This is a genomic window from Glycocaulis albus, assembly GCF_014639075.1.
Taxonomy (GTDB): domain Bacteria; phylum Pseudomonadota; class Alphaproteobacteria; order Caulobacterales; family Maricaulaceae; genus Glycocaulis; species Glycocaulis albus.
The window spans coordinates 1-16,721 of record NZ_BMFS01000004.1; the positions used below are offsets into that span (position 1 = coordinate 1).

Here is a 16,721-nt window from a genome sequence, read left to right on the forward strand (position 1 = left end):
GGCCGGCGGCGCCTGTTCAGCCGCGCCCGCGTCCGGCTGCGCCCGCGCCCCAGCCACGGGCAAGCGCGGCGCCCAAGCCCGCAGCAAAGCCCGCGCCGCGTCCGTCAGTACAGGTCGGGCAGGAGCGCTCGGCCGAGTACTATGCGATCAAGACAACAATCTTCAACGCGCTGATCGACACCATCGATCTGAGCCAGCTGGCCCGGCTCGATAACGCCACGGCAGCGGAGGAAATCCGCGACATCGTGACCGAGATCATCTCGATCAAGAACGTCGCGATGTCGATCGCCGAGCAGGAAAGCCTCCTGCAGGATATCTGCAACGACGTGCTCGGCTATGGCCCGCTGGAGCCGCTTCTGGCGCGAGACGATATCGCCGACATCATGGTCAATGGTGCGGGCGATGTGTTCATTGAGGTCAATGGCCGCGTCCAGAAGACCAATATCCGCTTTCGCGATAACGGCCAGCTGATGAATATCTGCCAGCGCATCGTGTCCCAGGTGGGCCGCCGCGTGGATGAAAGCTCGCCGATCTGCGATGCGCGCCTTGCCGATGGTTCGCGCGTCAACGTCATCGCGCCGCCTCTGGCGCTCGACGGCCCGACGCTGACGATCCGGAAGTTCAAGAAAGACAAGCTGACCATGCAGCACCTGGTCGATTTCGGATCGATCACGCCGGAAGGCGCCAAGGTGTTGCAGATTATCGGCGCGTCCCGCTGCAACGTGCTCATTTCCGGGGGTACGGGCTCGGGCAAGACAACGCTGCTGAACTGCCTGACCGGTTTTATCGGCGAAGATGAGCGCGTCATCACCTGCGAGGACGCCGCCGAGCTGCAGCTCCAGCAGCCGCACGTAGTGCGTCTGGAAACCCGCCCGCCCAATCTGGAAGGCACAGGCCAGGTCACCATGCGTGATCTGGTCAAGAACTGCCTTCGCATGCGCCCTGAACGCATCATCGTGGGCGAGGTGCGCGGCCCTGAAGCCTTCGACTTGCTGCAGGCGATGAACACCGGCCATGACGGCTCCATGGGCACGCTGCACGCGAACTCCCCGCGCGAGGGGCTGTCGCGGATCGAGTCCATGATCACGATGGGGGGGTACAACCTGCCCACAAAGACCATCCGCGAAATGATTTCCGGCTCGATTGACGTTGTGGTGCAGGCTGCCCGTCTGCGCGACGGCACCCGCAAGATCACTCACATCACCGAAGTGCTGGGCATGGAAGGCGATGTCATCGTCACGCAGGATCTCTTTGTCTACGAGATCACTGGAGAGGACGAGCACGGCAATATCACCGGCCGGCACGTATCGACCGGCATTGCCCGGCCGAAATTCTGGGACCGTGCCCGCTACTTTGGTCTCGAACGCGAACTGGCCGCCGCTCTCGACGCTTCGGAGGCCTGATGCGCCATGGGTGACCTGTCCTTCATCATTGCTGCAATTGCCGCCTTCGTGGCCGTGGCGGGTGTAGGCCTTGCGTTCACCGGTGGTGGCAACAAGCGCCAGGCCCAGCGTGTGCAGGTCGCCGTTGGCGCACCTCTGCACGCCGGCAAGCGTCAGACCAGCGCTCTGGACCAGACCGCACAGAAAAAACGTCAGGTCCAGGAAACACTCAAGGAGCTGGAAGAGCGCCAGAAGGCGGCCCGCAAGCGCGCCTTCACATTGCGCGCGAAGCTGGAGCAGGCAGGCGTAAGCTGGACCCCGCAGCATTTCTGGATCGCGTCGGCCGTTATTGGCGTTGTGGCGGCCTTCGCCGTGTTTGCGGCCGGCATGAATGTGCTTATCACCCTGTCGGCGGGGTTTGTTGCCGGGCTGGGGTTGCCGCGCTGGGTCGTCGGCTTTCTGGTGGCTCGCCGTCAGAAGCAGTTCGTGAACAATTTTGCCGACGCTATCGACATTGTCGTACGCGGCGTGAAGTCGGGCCTGCCGCTGAACGAGTGCCTGAAGATCATCGCGCGTGAAAGCCCGGAGCCGGTCCGCACCGAGTTTGCCAAGCTCAATGAAAACATCGCCGTAGGCGTTGATCTCGATGAAGGCATGCGGCGCATGACCCAGCGCATGCCGGTTTCTGAACTGAACTTCTTCGCCATTGTGCTGGTCATTCAGGCAAAAACCGGCGGCAACCTGGCCGAGGCGCTCGGCAATCTTTCAGCCGTGCTGCGCGCCCGCAAGCTGATGGGCGAGAAGATCCAGGCCCTGTCCTCCGAAGCCAAGGCCTCGGCCATGATCATCGGCGCGTTGCCCCCGCTTGTGCTGTGCATCGTGATGGTTGTTGCCCCGGACTATATGGGCCTCATGTTCACCCATCCGCTGGGGCAGCTCATGCTGCTCGGCGGGTTGATGTGGATGGGCATCGGCATCCTTGTCATGCGCGGCATGATCAACTTCAAGCACTAGGGCCTCTACGCGATGGTCACCCAGTTCGCCCAGTGGATCACGACCCCGGCCAATCTGTTCGGCCTGCTCGCCTTCTTTCTGGTGTTTGCCACGGTCATTACCGTGTCCGGTCCGGCCATGGGCGGCAACAAGCTGGACAAGCGGATAAAGTCGGTGGCCAACCGGCGCGAGGAGCTGCGCCGCAAATCACGCGAAGCGCTGGAGCTTGAGGCGCGTGGCGGAACCTTGCGCGGCAAGGACACGCGCTCCTTGTTCCGCAAAGTCGTGGAGAGCCTCAACCTTCAGACCCTGCTGGAAGACCCCAATCTGAAGAGCAAGCTGATACAGGCGGGCATGCGCGGGCAGGGGCCGGTCTTTGTCTTCTACTTTGCCCGCCTGATCGCGCCGATTGCGCTCTTTGGCCTGTCGCTGGCCTATCTGTTCCTGCTCAACGATTTCGGCCTGCCGACCATCCAGCGCCTCGCCATCGTCATGGGTATGACCCTGCTGGGCTATTATGCGCCGGGCATCTACCTCTCCAATGCTGCCCAGAAGCGGCGTGACTCCATCATGCGGGCGTTCCCGGATGCCCTCGACCTTCTGCTCATCTGTGTGGAAGCGGGCATGTCCATCGAGGCTGCGTTCCAGAAGGTGGCCGCAGAAGTGGGCACCAGCTCCATCGAACTGGCCGAGGAATTGTCGCTGACAACAGCCGAGCTTGCTTACCTGCAGGACCGGCGTCAGGCGTACGAAAACCTCGCAATGCGCACCAACCATCCTGGTGTGAAGGGCGTGGCAACGGCGCTGGTGCAGGCCGAACGCTACGGCACGCCGCTGGGTCAGGCGCTACGTGTGATGGCCAAGGAAAACCGCGATATGCGCATGGCGTCAGCCGAGAAAAAGGCCGCCGCCCTGCCTGCCAAGCTGACCGTACCGATGATCGTGTTCTTCCTTCCGGTCCTGTTCGTCGTCATTCTCGGCCCGGCCATCATCTCCTTCCAGGAGATGTGAGTGCGCTTGACGCATCAGCAACATTGCGGCTAACCCTGTTGCCGGTGGTGCTCCCGCGAGGGAGCTAAGAGGGAACACCGGTCAGGGGTTTTTCCCCAAGTCCGGGACTGTGCCCGCAACTGTAGGCGGCGAGCCTTGATGCCAGAAGCCACTGGGAGCGATCCCGGGAAGGCGGCATCGAACAAGGCGTTGACCCGCAAGTCAGGAGACCTGCCACCGCAGTCGCTTGTGCAGGACCGGGTCCAGTCCTTCGGCACACGGATTTACTCCGTCATGGCGGCAAACATCCGGGCCATACGGCCTGCGCTTTGCGTTTCGCGTGTCTTCGCGAGGCGTGTGGCGCAGCAACCGTAAGCCCGAAACGTTTGTAGCGGGCCGGCTTGCCGTCCCGCAGGCGAGGCGGGGCGTTGGCCATGCGCGTGCGTATATTGCTGATTGCGATCGTCGGTCTGCTGCTCACAAGTGCGGCTCAGGCCCAGCCGCAGCGCATCGTGTCGCTGGACTATTGCGCCGACCAGTATGTCCTGGGGCTGGCTGACCGCAGCCAGATCGCTGCGCTTTCACCGGATGCAGACGCAGATTACTCGTCCCATGCCGCACTGGCAGAAGACCTCCCGCAGGCGCGTCCGCTTGCCGGGGAGATACTCGCGCACCGGCCCGATCTCGTTGTGCGCAGCTGGGGTGGGGACACGCGTATTCTGGCCCTGTTCGAGCGGCTCGGTATCCCGGTCCACCAGATCGGGTACATCTCCGACTTTGACGACATACGCCGCGAGACCCGCGCCGCCGCTGCCGCCTTCGCCCGCGAGGACCGGGCAGAAACGCTGCTGGCAGAGATGGACCGGGCATTGGACCGCGTAACGCCTCTGGCGGGCGTGGATGCGCTCTACGTGACGCCCGGCGGCGTAACGGCCGGGCAGGGCACCTTTGTCGATGCGCTCTTGCGGGCAGCAGGCCTGCGTAACACCGCCGGCGGGCTTTCCGGCTGGTCCAGCCTGCCACTGGAAGCCGTTGCCCTCCGCAGGCCCGATATCTTCGTCACCGGCTTTTCAAACAGTGCGACGGACCGGGTGGACCGCTGGAGCGCCAGCCGTCACCCGGTCATGCGCCGCGCCCTGAGCAGCCGTCCGGCCTTCACTCTCGATACCGGCGTGATCGCCTGCACCACATGGCTTGCCGGCCAGGAAGCCGCACGTCTCGGCGGCTTCGTGCACCAGCAGTCCTTCAACATTACGGGAAACCAGCCATGACGGCCCTCAAGCCCAATCTTGCGATGGCGGCGTGCGCCGCCCTTTCGCTGCTGGCTGCACTGGCTCCGGCCAATGGCTGGGCCGATCTGGTGTCGCTCTGGCAGCCTGGCGCAGACGGCGAACTGGCCCGGATACTGGTTCTGGAAATCCGCCTCCCGCGCATTCTCGCAGCCTTTGGTGTCGGCGCGGCGCTCGGCCTTGCCGGGGCGGCCCTTCAAGGGCTCTTGCGCAACCCGCTGGCCGATCCCGGCGTGCTGGGCGTCTCCGGGGCCTCCGCGCTGGGCGCCGTGATCGCGGTCTATTTCAATCTGGCGGCATTCAGCATCTGGGCCATGCCGGGTCTTGCGATCGCGATGGCGCTGGGCACAACCGTTTTGCTCTACACGCTGGGTGCCAGCTCGGTTTCCACCACGCGGCTGATCCTTGTCGGTGTAGGCCTGTCCAGCCTCGCAGGCGCGCTGATGGCGCTCCTGATGAACCTTGCGCCCAACCCGTTCTCGCTCTCCGACCTCGTCAACTGGCTTCTGGGTTCGGTTTCCAACCGGTCCTGGGCCGATATCGGCTTTGCCGCGCCATTCTGGCTGGCCGGTCTGGTGCTGGTGCTCCTGGCAGCGCCGGGATTGCGGGCGCTCAGCCTCGGTGAGGAGGCCGCGCTAGGGCTCGGGGCAGATGTTTCGCGTACCCGGTTGCTGGTCATCATCGGCAGCGCGCTTCTGACCGGAGCCAGCGTGGCAGTTGCCGGCATTATCGGATTTGTCGGCATTGTCGCGCCGCACGTGGTGCGGCCCTTCGTGCGCCATGACCCCGGCGATCTCCTGCTGCCTTCGGCCCTTCTGGCCGGAACGGTCCTGGTTCTGGCTGATACGGCGGTGCGTGTGCTGCCCTTCGCAATGGAGATGAAACTCGGTGTGACAGCGGCACTGATAGGTGCGCCCGCCTTCGTCTGGATTGCGGCGCGGGCGCGGGGGATGGGCCAATGAGCGCGCGCCTCGACATCATCGCCGCCAGCGCGGGCCATGCGGACCATACCGTCCTGCATGATATCAATATTGCGGTTCAGCCCGGCGAGTTCGTCTGCCTTGTGGGACCCAATGGCGCGGGGAAGTCGACCCTCCTCAAACTTGCCGCCGGTATCCTGCCCGCCCGTGAGGGTGACGTGCATCTTGGCGGGCAGGATGTGTCTGCGATGTCCGCGCGCGAGCGTGCCCGGCATATGGCCTGGCTCGCGCAGGAGCGCAGCGCTGCCTGGGCAATGCGCGGCGTGGATATCGTCGCGTTGGGGCGGTTCGCCCATGAGGGGCGGCCCTATGAACGCCTGCCGCAAGCCGCGCGCGAACGCGTCAATGAAGCGATCACCCGATGCGGAGCTTCCACCTTCGCTCACCGGCCTGTCGACACGCTGTCGGGCGGCGAGAAGGCACGCATTCACCTCGCCCGAACGCTGGCGTCCGGCGCGCCGCTCCTCCTGCTGGACGAGCCGCTCAATGCCCTCGATCCGCGCCACCAGCTCGACGTGATGGCATTGCTGCAGGCCGAGGCCGGCAGAGGAACGGCTATCGTCCTTGCCCTGCACGATCTGGCCATGGCGCGCCGTCATGCAGCGCGTGTCATCGTTCTCGATCAGGGCCGGGTCGTGGCCGATGGCCCGCCGGCAACCGCCCTCAATCCGATCATTCTTGCCGATGTGTTTGCCGTGCAGGCCGCCGCTGACGGCGGCTATGCACCGGCCTGATTCCAATAAGGAGAAACGCTCATGTTTTCAGTCAGTATTATTGCGCTTGGTGCTGCGCTTGCCGGCGAGACAGCCGAGATTTCAGACCTCGTGACTGTTACCGGCACGCGCGCGCCCGTCGCGGCGGAGCGCCTGCCGGTTCGCATCGACACGCTTTCCCGCGAGACCATCGAGGTCGAAGGATTGACCGACCTTGTCAGCGCGTTGTCGCGCTATCCCGGCATTTCGGCCGTGCAGTCCGGCGGCATCGGCGCGACCACCTCGGTCTTCACGCGGGGCACGAATGCCAAACACACGCTAGTGCTTTTTGATGGTATCCGGGTGAACGACGCCTCCACCCCCGCAGGCCAGTTCGATGCCGGGCAGGACGCGCTGGGCGATCTGGACCGCGTGGAGATCGCGCGCGGGCCGCTCTCCTCGCTCTACGGGTCGGATGCCATTGGCGGGGTCATCAACCTCATCCCGCGCAGGGGGGGAGACAGCGAGTTTGCACCGTATGTCGACCTGTCTGCGGGCTCTTTCAACTCTATCCGTCTGCTGGCGGGGGCATCAGGCACAACAGGAGCACTCGAATACGGGTTCAGCGCGGAGCGCTATCAGAGCGATGGCTTTAACGCGACGCCCGCCCGCATGGCGCTGTCCGGAAATGAGCGTGATGGCGGGGAAATCACCACGGTAACTGCCACGGTGAGCTACGCCCTCGGCAACGGTTTCACCCTGTCGGGCCTGGCGCGTCATCGGGAGTCGGCTAGCGATTTTGATACCTTTTCCGGCGGGCCGGGCTTCTCACAGCGCGCTGATGATCGCGGTCTTGAAATTTCCCGCAACGACCAGACGCTGTGGCGTGCCGGTCTTGGCTGGGAAAGCGCGGACGAACGCCTGAAAAGCACGCTGCGCCTGGGCGACGTGCGCAATGACCGCGAAAGCCGCGATGGCGGGGCGGTTACCGATGTCAATGCGGCGCGACGCAGCTTTGCCGAATGGCTCAATACCTGGCAGCCGCAAGGGTTTGACACATTACAGCCGGTTATAGCCTTCGGCCTCCATGCCGAACGCGACTCCATTGTCACCGACACGGCGTTCAATAACCCACTCTCGCGCGCAGAGAATAACACAGGAGCGTATCTGAACCTTCAGCTCCTCGCCGCGGATGCGCTCGACCTCTCCGCGTCCTTGCGCGTCGACGATTTTGATGGCTTCGGGACGCAGACGAACTGGGCGCTTGGGGCGGTGTGGAGCATACCGCAGACGCCGTTTCAGCTCGTCGCGCGCTACGCGACCGCCTTCAAGGCGCCAACCCTGTCAGAGCGCTTCGCCAGCTCTGCCTTCACCACGCCAAACCCTGGCCTCGAGCCCGAGGAAGCCAAAACCTGGGAGGTTGGCGCCCGTGCCAGCTTTGAACTGGAGGATGGACGCAGTGCCAGCGTTTCGCTGAGCTATTTCGATACCGATATCGAGAACCTGATCGAGAACGTATTCGATTTCACCACCTTCACGGGCACTAACGAGAATGTTGGCCGGGCCCGGATTTCCGGCGTCGAGCTGGCCGGACGTCTGGATATCTCGTCAACACTTCAGCTGGATGCCGGCTATGCCTATGTCGAGGCCACCAACGCCGTGACGGATGCGCCGCTCCTGCGCCGTCCGCGGCATGCCTGGTCGGCAGGCCTGGTCTGGCAGCCGGTGGAGGCGCTATCGCTCAGCGCGCGCTATCACAACACGGGTGCGCGCCGCGATGTCACCTATGACGATGATGGCTTCTTTGTCAGCGGAAATGCGCCGGTGGCTGGCTATGAGCTGGTCAATATCTCAGGCCAGTGGCGGTTCAGTGAACAGCTCAGCGCCTACGTCACCGTGACGAACGCATTTGATACGGTCTACGAACAGCCAGCCGCTTTCGCGGGTGCGCCGCGCATGGTCATGGCCGGGCTGAGAGTCAGTTACTAGGACAGCCCCTAGCCGTCATAGGGACGCACGGAGCGTACCGCCATCGCATAGGCCGCGTCGGCCAGATCCGTTTCAACGCGCTGGATCTCCATGCGTCCCTCCACCCATACCGGCTCCCAGAGCTGGCTGAAGCTGACCGGCTCTGCCGAGCGCAGATAAACGATCTGGTTTGGCGGCGGCGGCGGGTAGTGAATGCAGGCGCCGTGATACGGCAGGAACAGAAATTCGCGTGCCTGTCCGCGTTCGGCATAGTCCAGCGGCAGGATGTAGCCAGGCATGCGCACGACCAGCCCGTCGAGCTCCTCAACGACATTGAACGTGCCCATTTGTTCGTCGCGGCGGGTCTGGAACTGGCTCATGAGCGTGGGCGGCGCGGTGCCTTCTTCCAGCGCGAGCAGCATTTCCAGCTCGCCCTCGGGCAACAGGTCGCGCCAGTTGAGAAGCTCCGCTTCGGCAGCGGGATCGACAAGCAGATCGCCTTCAACATCTGCGACCGGTTGCTCGCTTGCGCTGTCTCCGGCAGGCGAGCAGGCGGTGAGGGCCAGTAAGGCCATCAGGGTCAGCGGTATGATCTTGCGCATAGGGTAATGCTCCGGAAGGAAGTCTCGCTGCGAGGTTAACAGGCCGCACACCCCGTTTTAACGGCCTTTGGCGCATAGTCGCTCCAGAACCGCAGAAAAAAGCGGCTGGAGGGTGTGATATGGGGTTTGCCGAGACGCGCGCAATTGCGCGCGAGCAAGAGACTGCGCAGCGCGTTCGCGAGGCAGCGCGTCTACTGATTACCAGCAGTGCCAAGCAGGCTGTGCCGATGAACGTCATCGGCGCTGTCGGCGTTGGCGCGATGCTTTACACATCGGTGCCTTTGCCTGTGCTTGGCGCGTGGATCGGCGCGATGGTTGTCGCCTCGGTGCTCCGCCTGCTCTCGATAAACCGGGCGCGCAAGTCCGGCGCTGTGCCGACGCCTGGTCAGATGACCAGCTACATGATCTGCACCGGCTTTGTAGGCGCACTGTGGGGTGCTTCGGGCTTCCTTTTGCCCGCTGGTGCGTCCATGGGCGCTGTTCTGGCAGTCGCGGTGATGATTTCGGGCATGTCGGCGGGGGCCGCCATGACATCGGCGGCAGAGCCGCGTGTTGTGCTGGCCTATAATGTGCCCTGCCTGTCGCTGGCTGCGCTCTGGTACAGCTCTTTCGGCACCGTTACCGGTTTTGTACTCGCCGGCATGGCCTTGCTGTTCTTTGCGGTTACCACGCGGCTGGCGGCAACCTACCGCAAGAGCCTCGTGGAGACCGTGGAGGCTAACGCTGCCCTCGAGGAGGCGCGCAACGAAGCCGAGGCACAGCGTGAAGCGCTCGCGCGCCTGGCTGAACGTCATGAAGCTGCTGCTGGCGCGGCCGAGTGCGCGGCGCGCCACAAGGCCGCCATGCTGGCCAATATGAGCCATGAGCTCGGCGCGCCGCTCAACTCCATTCTGGCCCAGACACAGATGCTGCAGGACGTGGCCCTGACCGGTGATGCACGCCGCATGGTGGCGCGCATCGCAGAGTCCGGCGACACCCTTGCCGAGCTGGTATCAGAAATCCTGGACGTATCGCGCATCGAGGCTGGCAGTTTCGAGCTGCGGCTTGATGACTTCCCCGCCGAGCGCCTGCGCGAGCGCCTCGAGCGCTTTGGCACGCAGCGCGCAGCGGCCAAGGGGCTGGATTTCACCGTCGAGATGAATATCGACGAGAAGCTGCATCTGCGCGGTGACCAGGACCGTCTGGTCCAGATGGCCGAGATATTTGTGGTCAACGCTGTACGCTTTACCGAGGCAGGCGAGGTGCGCGTCACCTGCAGCGCCTCTGAACCGGGCAATGACGGCACAAGCTGCTTGCGCATTGCCGTCAGCGATACAGGGCGCGGCGTGCCCGAGGCGCATCGCGCCGGTCTGTTCGATGTGTTCGCTCAGGAGGCGGCAAAGCCGGGCGCTGGCGGTGGAACGGGGTTGTCCCTGCACCTTGCCAAACGCATCGCCGCGATGATGGGCGGCGAGGTGGGCTACAGGCCGGGTGATCCCGGTTCGGTATTCTGGTTTGAGGTGCCCGTGCGCACCGCCAGCCGTCCGGGCCGCAAGGGCGATGAGCGCCTGGCCTTCGCTAATCGCCGCCTGCGCATGCTGGTGTGCGAGGCTGATCCGGCCCGGCGCGCCGTCCTGTTGGGTTACCTCAAGTCGTTCAACTGCGTGGTCAGCTGTGCCACCAGCGTCAGTGACATGACCGAAGGCCTGGGCGCATCGGCCTATGATGCGATTATCCTCGGGCTGAACCTTGGCAATATCGAGCCGGAAGATGCGGTGCAGGATATCCGCATGCTGGCCTCGACGGCCTCGCTCACGCCGATTGTCCGGCTGGCGCCGGGCCTGCAGTCGCCGGTCCAGCGTGCAGGCGGCGAGGTGCTGGTGCGTGCGCCGGTTACTTCCGAGCCGCTTTTGCAGGCGCTGGAAGAGGCACTGGTCGAAGACCCGTCTGCCATCGCCTATCTGCGCCGGACCGCCTAGGCCGTCTCGCGGGCCACCCAGGCCAGAAAGCCTGCCGCGCTGGCCGCGGTATCAACGGGCAGGGCGAGCACGCAGGGCTCGTCATAAGGGTGAAGATCAACCAGGCGCGTGCGGGCATCACCTGCGCGCGCCCTTGTCGTCTTGAAGAGGGCAACAGTTTCCGCCTCGGCCGTCACCTTGCCTTCCCAGCGGAACACCGAGCGTCCGGCCGGCATGATGTTGGCGCAGGCAATCAGCCTCTCCTCCAGCAGCGCCCGCGCGGCGGCTTCGGCTGCCGCTCCGTCCGGCCAGGTCGAATATAGAAGAATGAGCCCTTCGGGCGCCTCGTCCATCTGCATGTTCATGGCAGCCTCTCTTGCGGTTCGTGCGCTCTGCCCGGATATAGCGGGTAGCATAGAGGTTAGATCATGGCTGTTCAGGCAAGCAAACCGGCTGCACAAAACGCGAAAGGCGCCCTCGTCCTGTTTTCGGGCGGGCAGGATTCGGCTGTCTGTCTCGCCCATGCGCTGACGCATTACACCCGTGTGGAAACCATCGGCTTCGATTACGGCCAGCGCCACCGGGTGGAACTCGAAGCGCGTGTGCGCGTGCGCGAAGCGATGGCAGCGTTGAGCCCTGCCTGGGCCGAAAAGCTGGGCGGGGACGTGCTGGTGGACATTTCCGGCTATGGCCAGCTTGCTGAAAGCGCACTCACTTATGAACGCGTGATCGAGATGGGTGAAAGCGGCTTGCCGACCAGCTTTGTGCCGGGGCGCAATCTGGTGTTCCTCGTCATGGCTGCTGCCCATGCCTGGCGGCGCGGCCTCGACGTGCTCGTCGGCGGCATGTGCCAGACCGACTATTCCGGATACCCAGACTGCCGGGAGGACACGCTTCAGGCACAGGAGCGCGCCCTCTCGCTGGGGCTCGACATGCCGGTCACCATCGACACCCCTCTCATGTTCCTCACCAAGGCGCAGACTTGGGAACTGGCTGACGGTCTCGGAGGAAAACCGCTTGTCGACCTGATCGTGGAGCATTCTCACACCTGCTATATGGGCGACCGCGAGCACCGCCACGATTGGGGCTATGGCTGCGGCGCATGCCCGGCGTGCGAGCTGCGCGAGGCAGGCTGGAAGGCATGGGCAGGCGCATGACGTACTCGGTGAAGGAAACTTTCCTGACAGTGCAGGGCGAGGGCGGCCAGGCCGGCCGTGTCGCCGTATTCCTGCGCTTTGCCGGCTGCAATCTGTGGAGCGGGCTGGAGCGTGATCGCGCGAAGGCCGTCTGCCAGTTCTGTGATACCGATTTTGTCGGAACCGACGGGCAGGGCGGCGGCAAGTTCGCCAGCGCCGCAGCGCTTGCGGCACACGTCAGAAGCTTCTGGCCCGGCGGCGGCAGGCCGCTGGTGGTCTGCACGGGCGGTGAACCGCTATTGCAGCTTGATGAGGCGGCGATCGCGGCCCTCAAAGCTGAAGGCTTCGAGATCGCGGTTGAAACCAATGGCACGATCGAAGCGCCAGGCGGGCTGGACTGGATCTGCGTCAGCCCCAAATCCACCGCGCCCTTGAAGCAGCGCTCCGGCGATGAGCTGAAACTGGTCTACCCGCAGGCTGATGCCATGCCGGAATTATTCGAGGGGCTGGAGTTCAAGGCTTTCCGGCTGCAGCCCATGGACGGGCCGCAGCAGATGGAAAACGCCAGGGCCGCGTTTGAATACTGCCTGACCCACCCGCAATGGAGCCTGTCGCTCCAGACGCATAAATGGATCGGGGTGGATTAGGAGCAGCATTGAAACCCCGGACGCGAAGCGATCCGGGGCCTCTCTCCGCTTTTCCTACATGAAGTTCCGGCTCTGCGCTGCGCTTGGCCGGGAGTTCAGGCTGAATCGGTCTAGTCGCGCCCGCGCCGCCGCCGGTTGCGCTCTTCTTCCTCATCGCTGGTCGTTACGGCGTCCACTGCGCCGCCTGCTACGCTACCTGCAGCGCCTATGGTGGCGCCTGCGGCGCCGGCCACCGCGCCAGTTGCCGCCGCCGCGAGGCACCCCGGCAGCATGAGACAGCTGGAGGCTGCAATGAGAGCCATCAGACGGTGCGTGCAATTTGTGGCGCGGGGCATGGAGCATCCTTTGAGCTGGCCAACCCTGACCCTGCCCGGAAATAGTTAGCGAAGTATGGTGTATTACACAGTCGCTTGTTCCGCAGCCCATCCGGGCTGCGGTGTTCCGCGAAAAGTCGCGGGCGGCCATTCGGCCTTGCGGCGCTACGCGCCGGGGAGCTAGTCCGGTCCCGACAGGGCGAAGAATAACTCTCTTCAGATCATCCCCTTTCGTCATCCCCGCGCAGGCGGGGATCCAGAGATTGTAGAGCGAAAGCCTCGCCAATGGCTCTGGGTTCCCGCCTGCGCGGGGATGACGTTTGGGTATGCGAACTACAAACTATCCACCATCACGATTTCGGATTCCTCCAACGCGGTGATGGTTATGACCGGCTCGTCCTTGATGGCGGCGCCATCGCGGGCATCGAGCGCCACGCCATTGACCTCCACCTTGCCTTTGGCAGGCACCATATAGGCGTGCCGGCCTTCGCCAAGCCTGTACTCGACACTCTCGCCTGCCTTCACCGTGGCACCCAGAACGCGGGCCTGTGCGCGGATGGGCAGGGCATCGTCATCGCCTTCCACGCCGGAGGCCAGCACAATCAGCTCACCTGCGCGGTCGCCTTTGGGAAATTCGCGCGCATTCCAGTAGGGTTCCCCGCCGCGCTCATCGGGCAGGATCCATATCTGGAAGATACGGGTAGTGTCGATTTCGCGATTGTATTCGGCGTGGCGGATGCCAGAGCCTGCACTCATCACCTGTACATCACCGGCCACGGTGCGGCCCTGATTGCCAAGACTGTCCATGTGGGTGATGGCGCCGTCGCGCACATAAGTAATGATTTCCATCTCCGAATGGGGATGGGGATCGAAGCCGGAGTCCGCCTTGATGGCATCATCATTCCATACCCGCAGATTGCCCCACCCCATGCGGGACGGGTCGTGGTAGTGGCCAAAGCTGAAATGATGGCGGGCAACGAGCCAGTCATTGGAAAAGCCGCCAAGGCTTGAAAATTCCCGTTTCACGATCATGGCAAGACCTCCTTGTTGAGCCCTTGAACGTTGACCGCAAATGTAGGGGCGCGGCGCTTGTGCGTAATCGTGCCGGATGGCTGCTCAGTGTTGCCGGAATGGAAATAGCGGGCGCTAGATACGCTCGGTTACCCTGATGGCGATGCGGCATCCGGTCTTGATGAGCGCGGACAGCAGGGGATAGCCGGGCGCGTCGTGTGCGCCCTCGTCCACGGCCAGGTCCTTGTGGGCCACTTCCTCTGCCTGATAGCGGGCAAAGTCGGCGGCCAGCTCTGTTTCGCCCATGGCTTCGAGCTCTTTGACCTGCTCGCCGTAATGGCCCTCGATCACGCTTTCCACCGCCTCGGTACAGGCATGGGCGGCCTTTTCGCCCATCAGCGCGGTGGCCACGCCCAGGCCGAAACCCGCCATGCGCCAGACCGGGCTGAGCGCGGTGGGCCGTACGCCCCGCTCGGCGATATAGCGGTCGAAGGCATCCAGATGGGATTGCTCGTCGGCTTCCATGTGTTCCAGCTGGCGGGCAATACGCGTCTTGGAGGGCAGGCGGCCAAACACCGCGCGCTGGCCGCGATAAATCTGCACCGCCCCATATTCCCCGGCATGATCGATACGGATCATCCGGGCGATGGCGTCGGTATTGCGGGCGGGACCAGGACGGCGGATGGCCATTAGCCGGGCCTCCTCATGGCATTGATCAGAACAAGCAATGAAATTGCGGCGAGGGCGAGCGATATCAAGGCATTCCAGCCCGCCATCGATACACCGAACAGCGACCATGCCACCTCATTGCATTGCGGAATGGTCCGCGCGCTGTCGAACAGGGCCTCCATCTGCGCAAGGCTGACGGGGCCGCTGGAGACACCGGCACACGAGGGCGGCAGGTCAAGGATTTCATATTCCACCAGAACATGGTGGCCTGCCTGCCAGAAGCTGACGAGGCTGAGTACGCCGACAAGGCCAACGCCGAGACGTGCCGACAGGTCCGGCAGGGGCAAGGCTCGCAAGGCCAGAAACACGGTGATGCCCGCCCCGGCAATGGCCGCATGCGCCCAGCGCTGGGTCACGCACATCGGGCAGGGCAGCAGCCCGCCAATATGCTCGAAGGCGAACGCGCCCGCGAGCAGGGCAAGCGAAACACCTGCCGCGATGAGCGGCCAGTTTCGCGGCTCAAGCGCGATACGAAGCGGAGCGGGCAAGGGCGCAAACAGGCTCATGGCGTTACCTTATGCGCTTTGGCGGGGCTGGGCGAGAGGCAGAACTGCCGCAGGGCCGGTCAGGGCCTGGTGCGCCGCTGCCTGCGTCGCCAGATGACAATTCCGGCCAGGGCGGCAAGGCCCGCAACGGCCAGCAGGACGAGGGCCCACATGCCTTCATCCAGCGCCCGGCGCAGAACATTGATCATCAGCTCGATAAAGGCCGGCCCCAGAATGATCAGCCCGCCATAGAGGATGATGATCCAGCCCGTGCCCAGAATGACCCCGGCCAGTACCAGCAGCCCATCGCGGTTGATAAGGCCCAGCGCGGCGAGCGCCAGCGCGATGCCGGGCGTGGTGTTGGTAAGCGGCAGGGGCACCAGGATGGACAGGCAGAACAGGCAGAACAGCGCGCCGGCTATGCGGTGTGCGGCCGGTCCCGACAGGAAGGCCAGGCGGGGCGCGGCGAAGCTCTCGATCCAGCCGAACCATGTCTTTGCGCCCTGTGCGGTCTTCACCAGATCCGCCTTCGACAGACGCCGCACGGCAAACCGCGCCGGCAGCCACAGCGCCTCGCGTCCAAACGCCAGCTGCGCACAGATGGCCAGCATGGGCAGGGCAACGATCTGGGGAATGCCGTAGAGAAACGGCATGCATACCGGCACGGCGAGCACGAACAGCACGACGCCAAAAGCCTGCTCGCCGAGGCGTTCGGTCAGTTCACCCAGGGTCAGCCCGTCCGCAGGGGCGTCGGCTGCGATGGCTTCCAGACGGGAAACCATCCCGGTGGCGCTGGCGGCGTTGTCCATCAGTAAGGGCCTTCGAAAAGGTGGATGCGCAAATGATCGAAGCGTTGTGTGGCACGGTGCGCGCGGTGCGTCCAGCACAGGGCGGGCCTGCCCATTCCCTCTCGACGCATGGGGCTGCCTCGCCTATTAGAAGCCCCACTACCAGTCAGGCTGCGGGCGTGGCGGAATTGGTAGACGCAGCGGACTCAAAATCCGCCGGCCGCAAGGCCTTGCCGGTTCGATTCCGGCCGCCCGTACCAGTTTGCCTGTCCTCCCTCACATCCGTTCGGTCGGTTCGGGCAATAGTGCCCGGCGCGCGTTGGCGCTTTTCAGGCCGCTTTGCGGCCTGCAAGGCCAAAGGCCGCCCGCGACTGCCTGTGCCCGCGCAGGCGGGTATTCGCGGAACACCACAACGCGGATGCGTTACGAAACTAAAAAACCCCGTGCGGTCGCCCTTTTCGGACGGCGGAACGCCGTTCGCAAGCCCAAACGGGCGTCCGGGCTCATGCGAGGCGCGACGCACGGATGTGCGGAGCATCAGGAAGGAGCGGGGCCCCATCAAGCCGGATGCCCCGGATGCCAGCCCGCTTCCACCATTTCGCCCGTTTCAGCGCTTACCTCTCCACCGGGGTCCCGGCCCCGGATCCATTTTGTGATCCTCCAGCTATCCGATGGATCCCGGGTCAAGCCCGGGAACCCGGATGAGAAGTCATCGCCAAATTTTCCGCGATCCGGTTTTCGAGTGTCCGTGCCGCCGGTCTGCCTTGCCCATGGCGGG

17 protein-coding genes, 1 tRNA gene and 1 riboswitch are annotated in these 16,721 nt (G+C 64.2%); of the genes, 11 read left to right on the plus strand and 7 right to left on the minus strand.

Annotated elements, in window-relative coordinates; genetic code table 11:
• The 7 genes from IEV75_RS05395 to IEV75_RS05425 all read left to right on the plus strand — a co-directional run.
• The coding region (locus tag IEV75_RS05395) for a TadA family conjugal transfer-associated ATPase (protein ID WP_233351764.1) at positions 1–1,403 on the plus strand (1,403 nt) is incomplete at its 5' end.
• A 6-nt stretch (positions 1,404–1,409) separates the two neighbouring features.
• Complete coding sequence (locus tag IEV75_RS05400; RefSeq protein WP_217979603.1) at positions 1,410–2,396, plus strand: type II secretion system F family protein; 987 nt, start codon at positions 1,410–1,412, stop codon at positions 2,394–2,396.
• A 12-nt stretch (positions 2,397–2,408) separates the two neighbouring features.
• Positions 2,409–3,386: a type II secretion system F family protein gene (locus IEV75_RS05405; RefSeq protein WP_188451538.1), complete on the plus strand. Its 978-nt coding sequence runs from the start codon at positions 2,409–2,411 to the stop codon at positions 3,384–3,386.
• A 28-nt stretch (positions 3,387–3,414) separates the two neighbouring features.
• Positions 3,415–3,618: riboswitch (cobalamin riboswitch) on the plus strand.
• Positions 3,619–3,799: 181 nt separating this feature from the next.
• Positions 3,800–4,636 carry an ABC transporter substrate-binding protein gene (locus IEV75_RS05410; protein ID WP_188451539.1) on the plus strand — a complete coding sequence of 279 codons (837 nt, stop codon included), beginning with the start codon at positions 3,800–3,802 and terminating at the stop codon, positions 4,634–4,636.
• The gene (locus IEV75_RS05415) at positions 4,633–5,616 is read left to right on the plus strand and encodes a FecCD family ABC transporter permease (protein ID WP_188451540.1); all 984 of its coding nucleotides are present in this window, start codon (positions 4,633–4,635) and stop codon (positions 5,614–5,616) included. The genes IEV75_RS05410 and IEV75_RS05415 overlap by 4 nt, the downstream gene beginning before the upstream one ends.
• Positions 5,613–6,368: an ABC transporter ATP-binding protein gene (locus IEV75_RS05420; RefSeq protein ID WP_188451541.1), complete on the plus strand. Its 756-nt coding sequence runs from the start codon at positions 5,613–5,615 to the stop codon at positions 6,366–6,368. The genes IEV75_RS05415 and IEV75_RS05420 overlap by 4 nt, the downstream gene beginning before the upstream one ends.
• A 21-nt stretch (positions 6,369–6,389) precedes the next feature.
• Complete coding sequence (locus tag IEV75_RS05425; protein WP_188451542.1) at positions 6,390–8,315, plus strand: TonB-dependent receptor plug domain-containing protein; 1,926 nt, start codon at positions 6,390–6,392, stop codon at positions 8,313–8,315.
• Positions 8,316–8,323: 8 nt separating this feature from the next.
• Here the strand turns inward: IEV75_RS05425 and IEV75_RS05430 are convergent, their stop codons facing one another.
• Entirely contained in the window at positions 8,324–8,896 is a 573-nt protein-coding gene (locus IEV75_RS05430; protein ID WP_188451543.1) for a DUF3299 domain-containing protein, read from the minus strand.
• 119 nt (positions 8,897–9,015) lie between these two features.
• On the opposite strand from IEV75_RS05430, the gene IEV75_RS05435 reads away from it, so the two are divergent.
• Entirely contained in the window at positions 9,016–10,854 is a 1,839-nt protein-coding gene (locus IEV75_RS05435) for an ATP-binding response regulator (RefSeq protein WP_188451544.1), read from the plus strand.
• Here IEV75_RS05435 and cutA read toward each other — a convergent pair.
• A complete protein-coding gene (cutA, locus tag IEV75_RS05440; RefSeq protein ID WP_233351765.1) occupies positions 10,851–11,198 on the minus strand; it encodes a divalent-cation tolerance protein CutA in 348 nt (115 codons plus the stop codon). The two genes, IEV75_RS05435 and cutA, sit on opposite strands and share 4 nt — an antisense overlap.
• 63 nt (positions 11,199–11,261) lie before the next feature.
• Here cutA and queC point away from each other — a divergent pair, with 63 nt between their 5' ends.
• Both queC and queE read left to right on the plus strand, forming a co-directional pair.
• The gene (gene queC, locus IEV75_RS05445) at positions 11,262–11,990 is read left to right on the plus strand and encodes a 7-cyano-7-deazaguanine synthase QueC (RefSeq protein WP_188451545.1); all 729 of its coding nucleotides are present in this window, start codon (positions 11,262–11,264) and stop codon (positions 11,988–11,990) included.
• Positions 11,987–12,616, plus strand: coding sequence for a 7-carboxy-7-deazaguanine synthase (gene queE, locus IEV75_RS05450; protein ID WP_188451742.1), 630 nt, complete (start codon positions 11,987–11,989; stop codon positions 12,614–12,616). Before queC ends, queE begins: the two co-directional genes overlap by 4 nt.
• A gap of 110 nt (positions 12,617–12,726) precedes the next feature.
• Here the strand turns inward: queE and IEV75_RS05455 are convergent, their stop codons facing one another.
• The 5 genes from IEV75_RS05455 to IEV75_RS05475 all read right to left on the minus strand — a co-directional run bounded on the left by IEV75_RS05455 (position 12,727) and on the right by IEV75_RS05475 (position 15,964).
• On the minus strand, positions 12,727–12,951 hold the full coding sequence (locus tag IEV75_RS05455; protein ID WP_188451546.1) for a hypothetical protein: 225 nt from the start codon (positions 12,949–12,951) through the stop codon (positions 12,727–12,729).
• Between the two features lie 312 nt (positions 12,952–13,263).
• Complete coding sequence (locus IEV75_RS05460; RefSeq protein ID WP_188451547.1) at positions 13,264–13,962, minus strand: pirin family protein; 699 nt, start codon at positions 13,960–13,962, stop codon at positions 13,264–13,266.
• 114 nt (positions 13,963–14,076) lie between these two features.
• On the minus strand, positions 14,077–14,631 hold the full coding sequence (locus tag IEV75_RS05465) for a demethoxyubiquinone hydroxylase family protein (RefSeq protein WP_188451548.1): 555 nt from the start codon (positions 14,629–14,631) through the stop codon (positions 14,077–14,079).
• Positions 14,631–15,176, minus strand: coding sequence for a disulfide bond formation protein B (locus IEV75_RS05470; RefSeq protein WP_188451549.1), 546 nt, complete (start codon positions 15,174–15,176; stop codon positions 14,631–14,633). The genes IEV75_RS05465 and IEV75_RS05470 overlap by 1 nt, the downstream gene beginning before the upstream one ends.
• A 59-nt stretch (positions 15,177–15,235) precedes the next feature.
• Positions 15,236–15,964, minus strand: coding sequence for an exopolysaccharide biosynthesis protein (locus IEV75_RS05475; RefSeq protein ID WP_188451550.1), 729 nt, complete (start codon positions 15,962–15,964; stop codon positions 15,236–15,238).
• A gap of 152 nt (positions 15,965–16,116) precedes the next feature.
• On the opposite strand from IEV75_RS05475, the gene IEV75_RS05480 reads away from it, so the two are divergent.
• Positions 16,117–16,203, plus strand: a tRNA-Leu gene (locus tag IEV75_RS05480).
• Positions 16,204–16,721 lie beyond the last annotated feature (518 nt).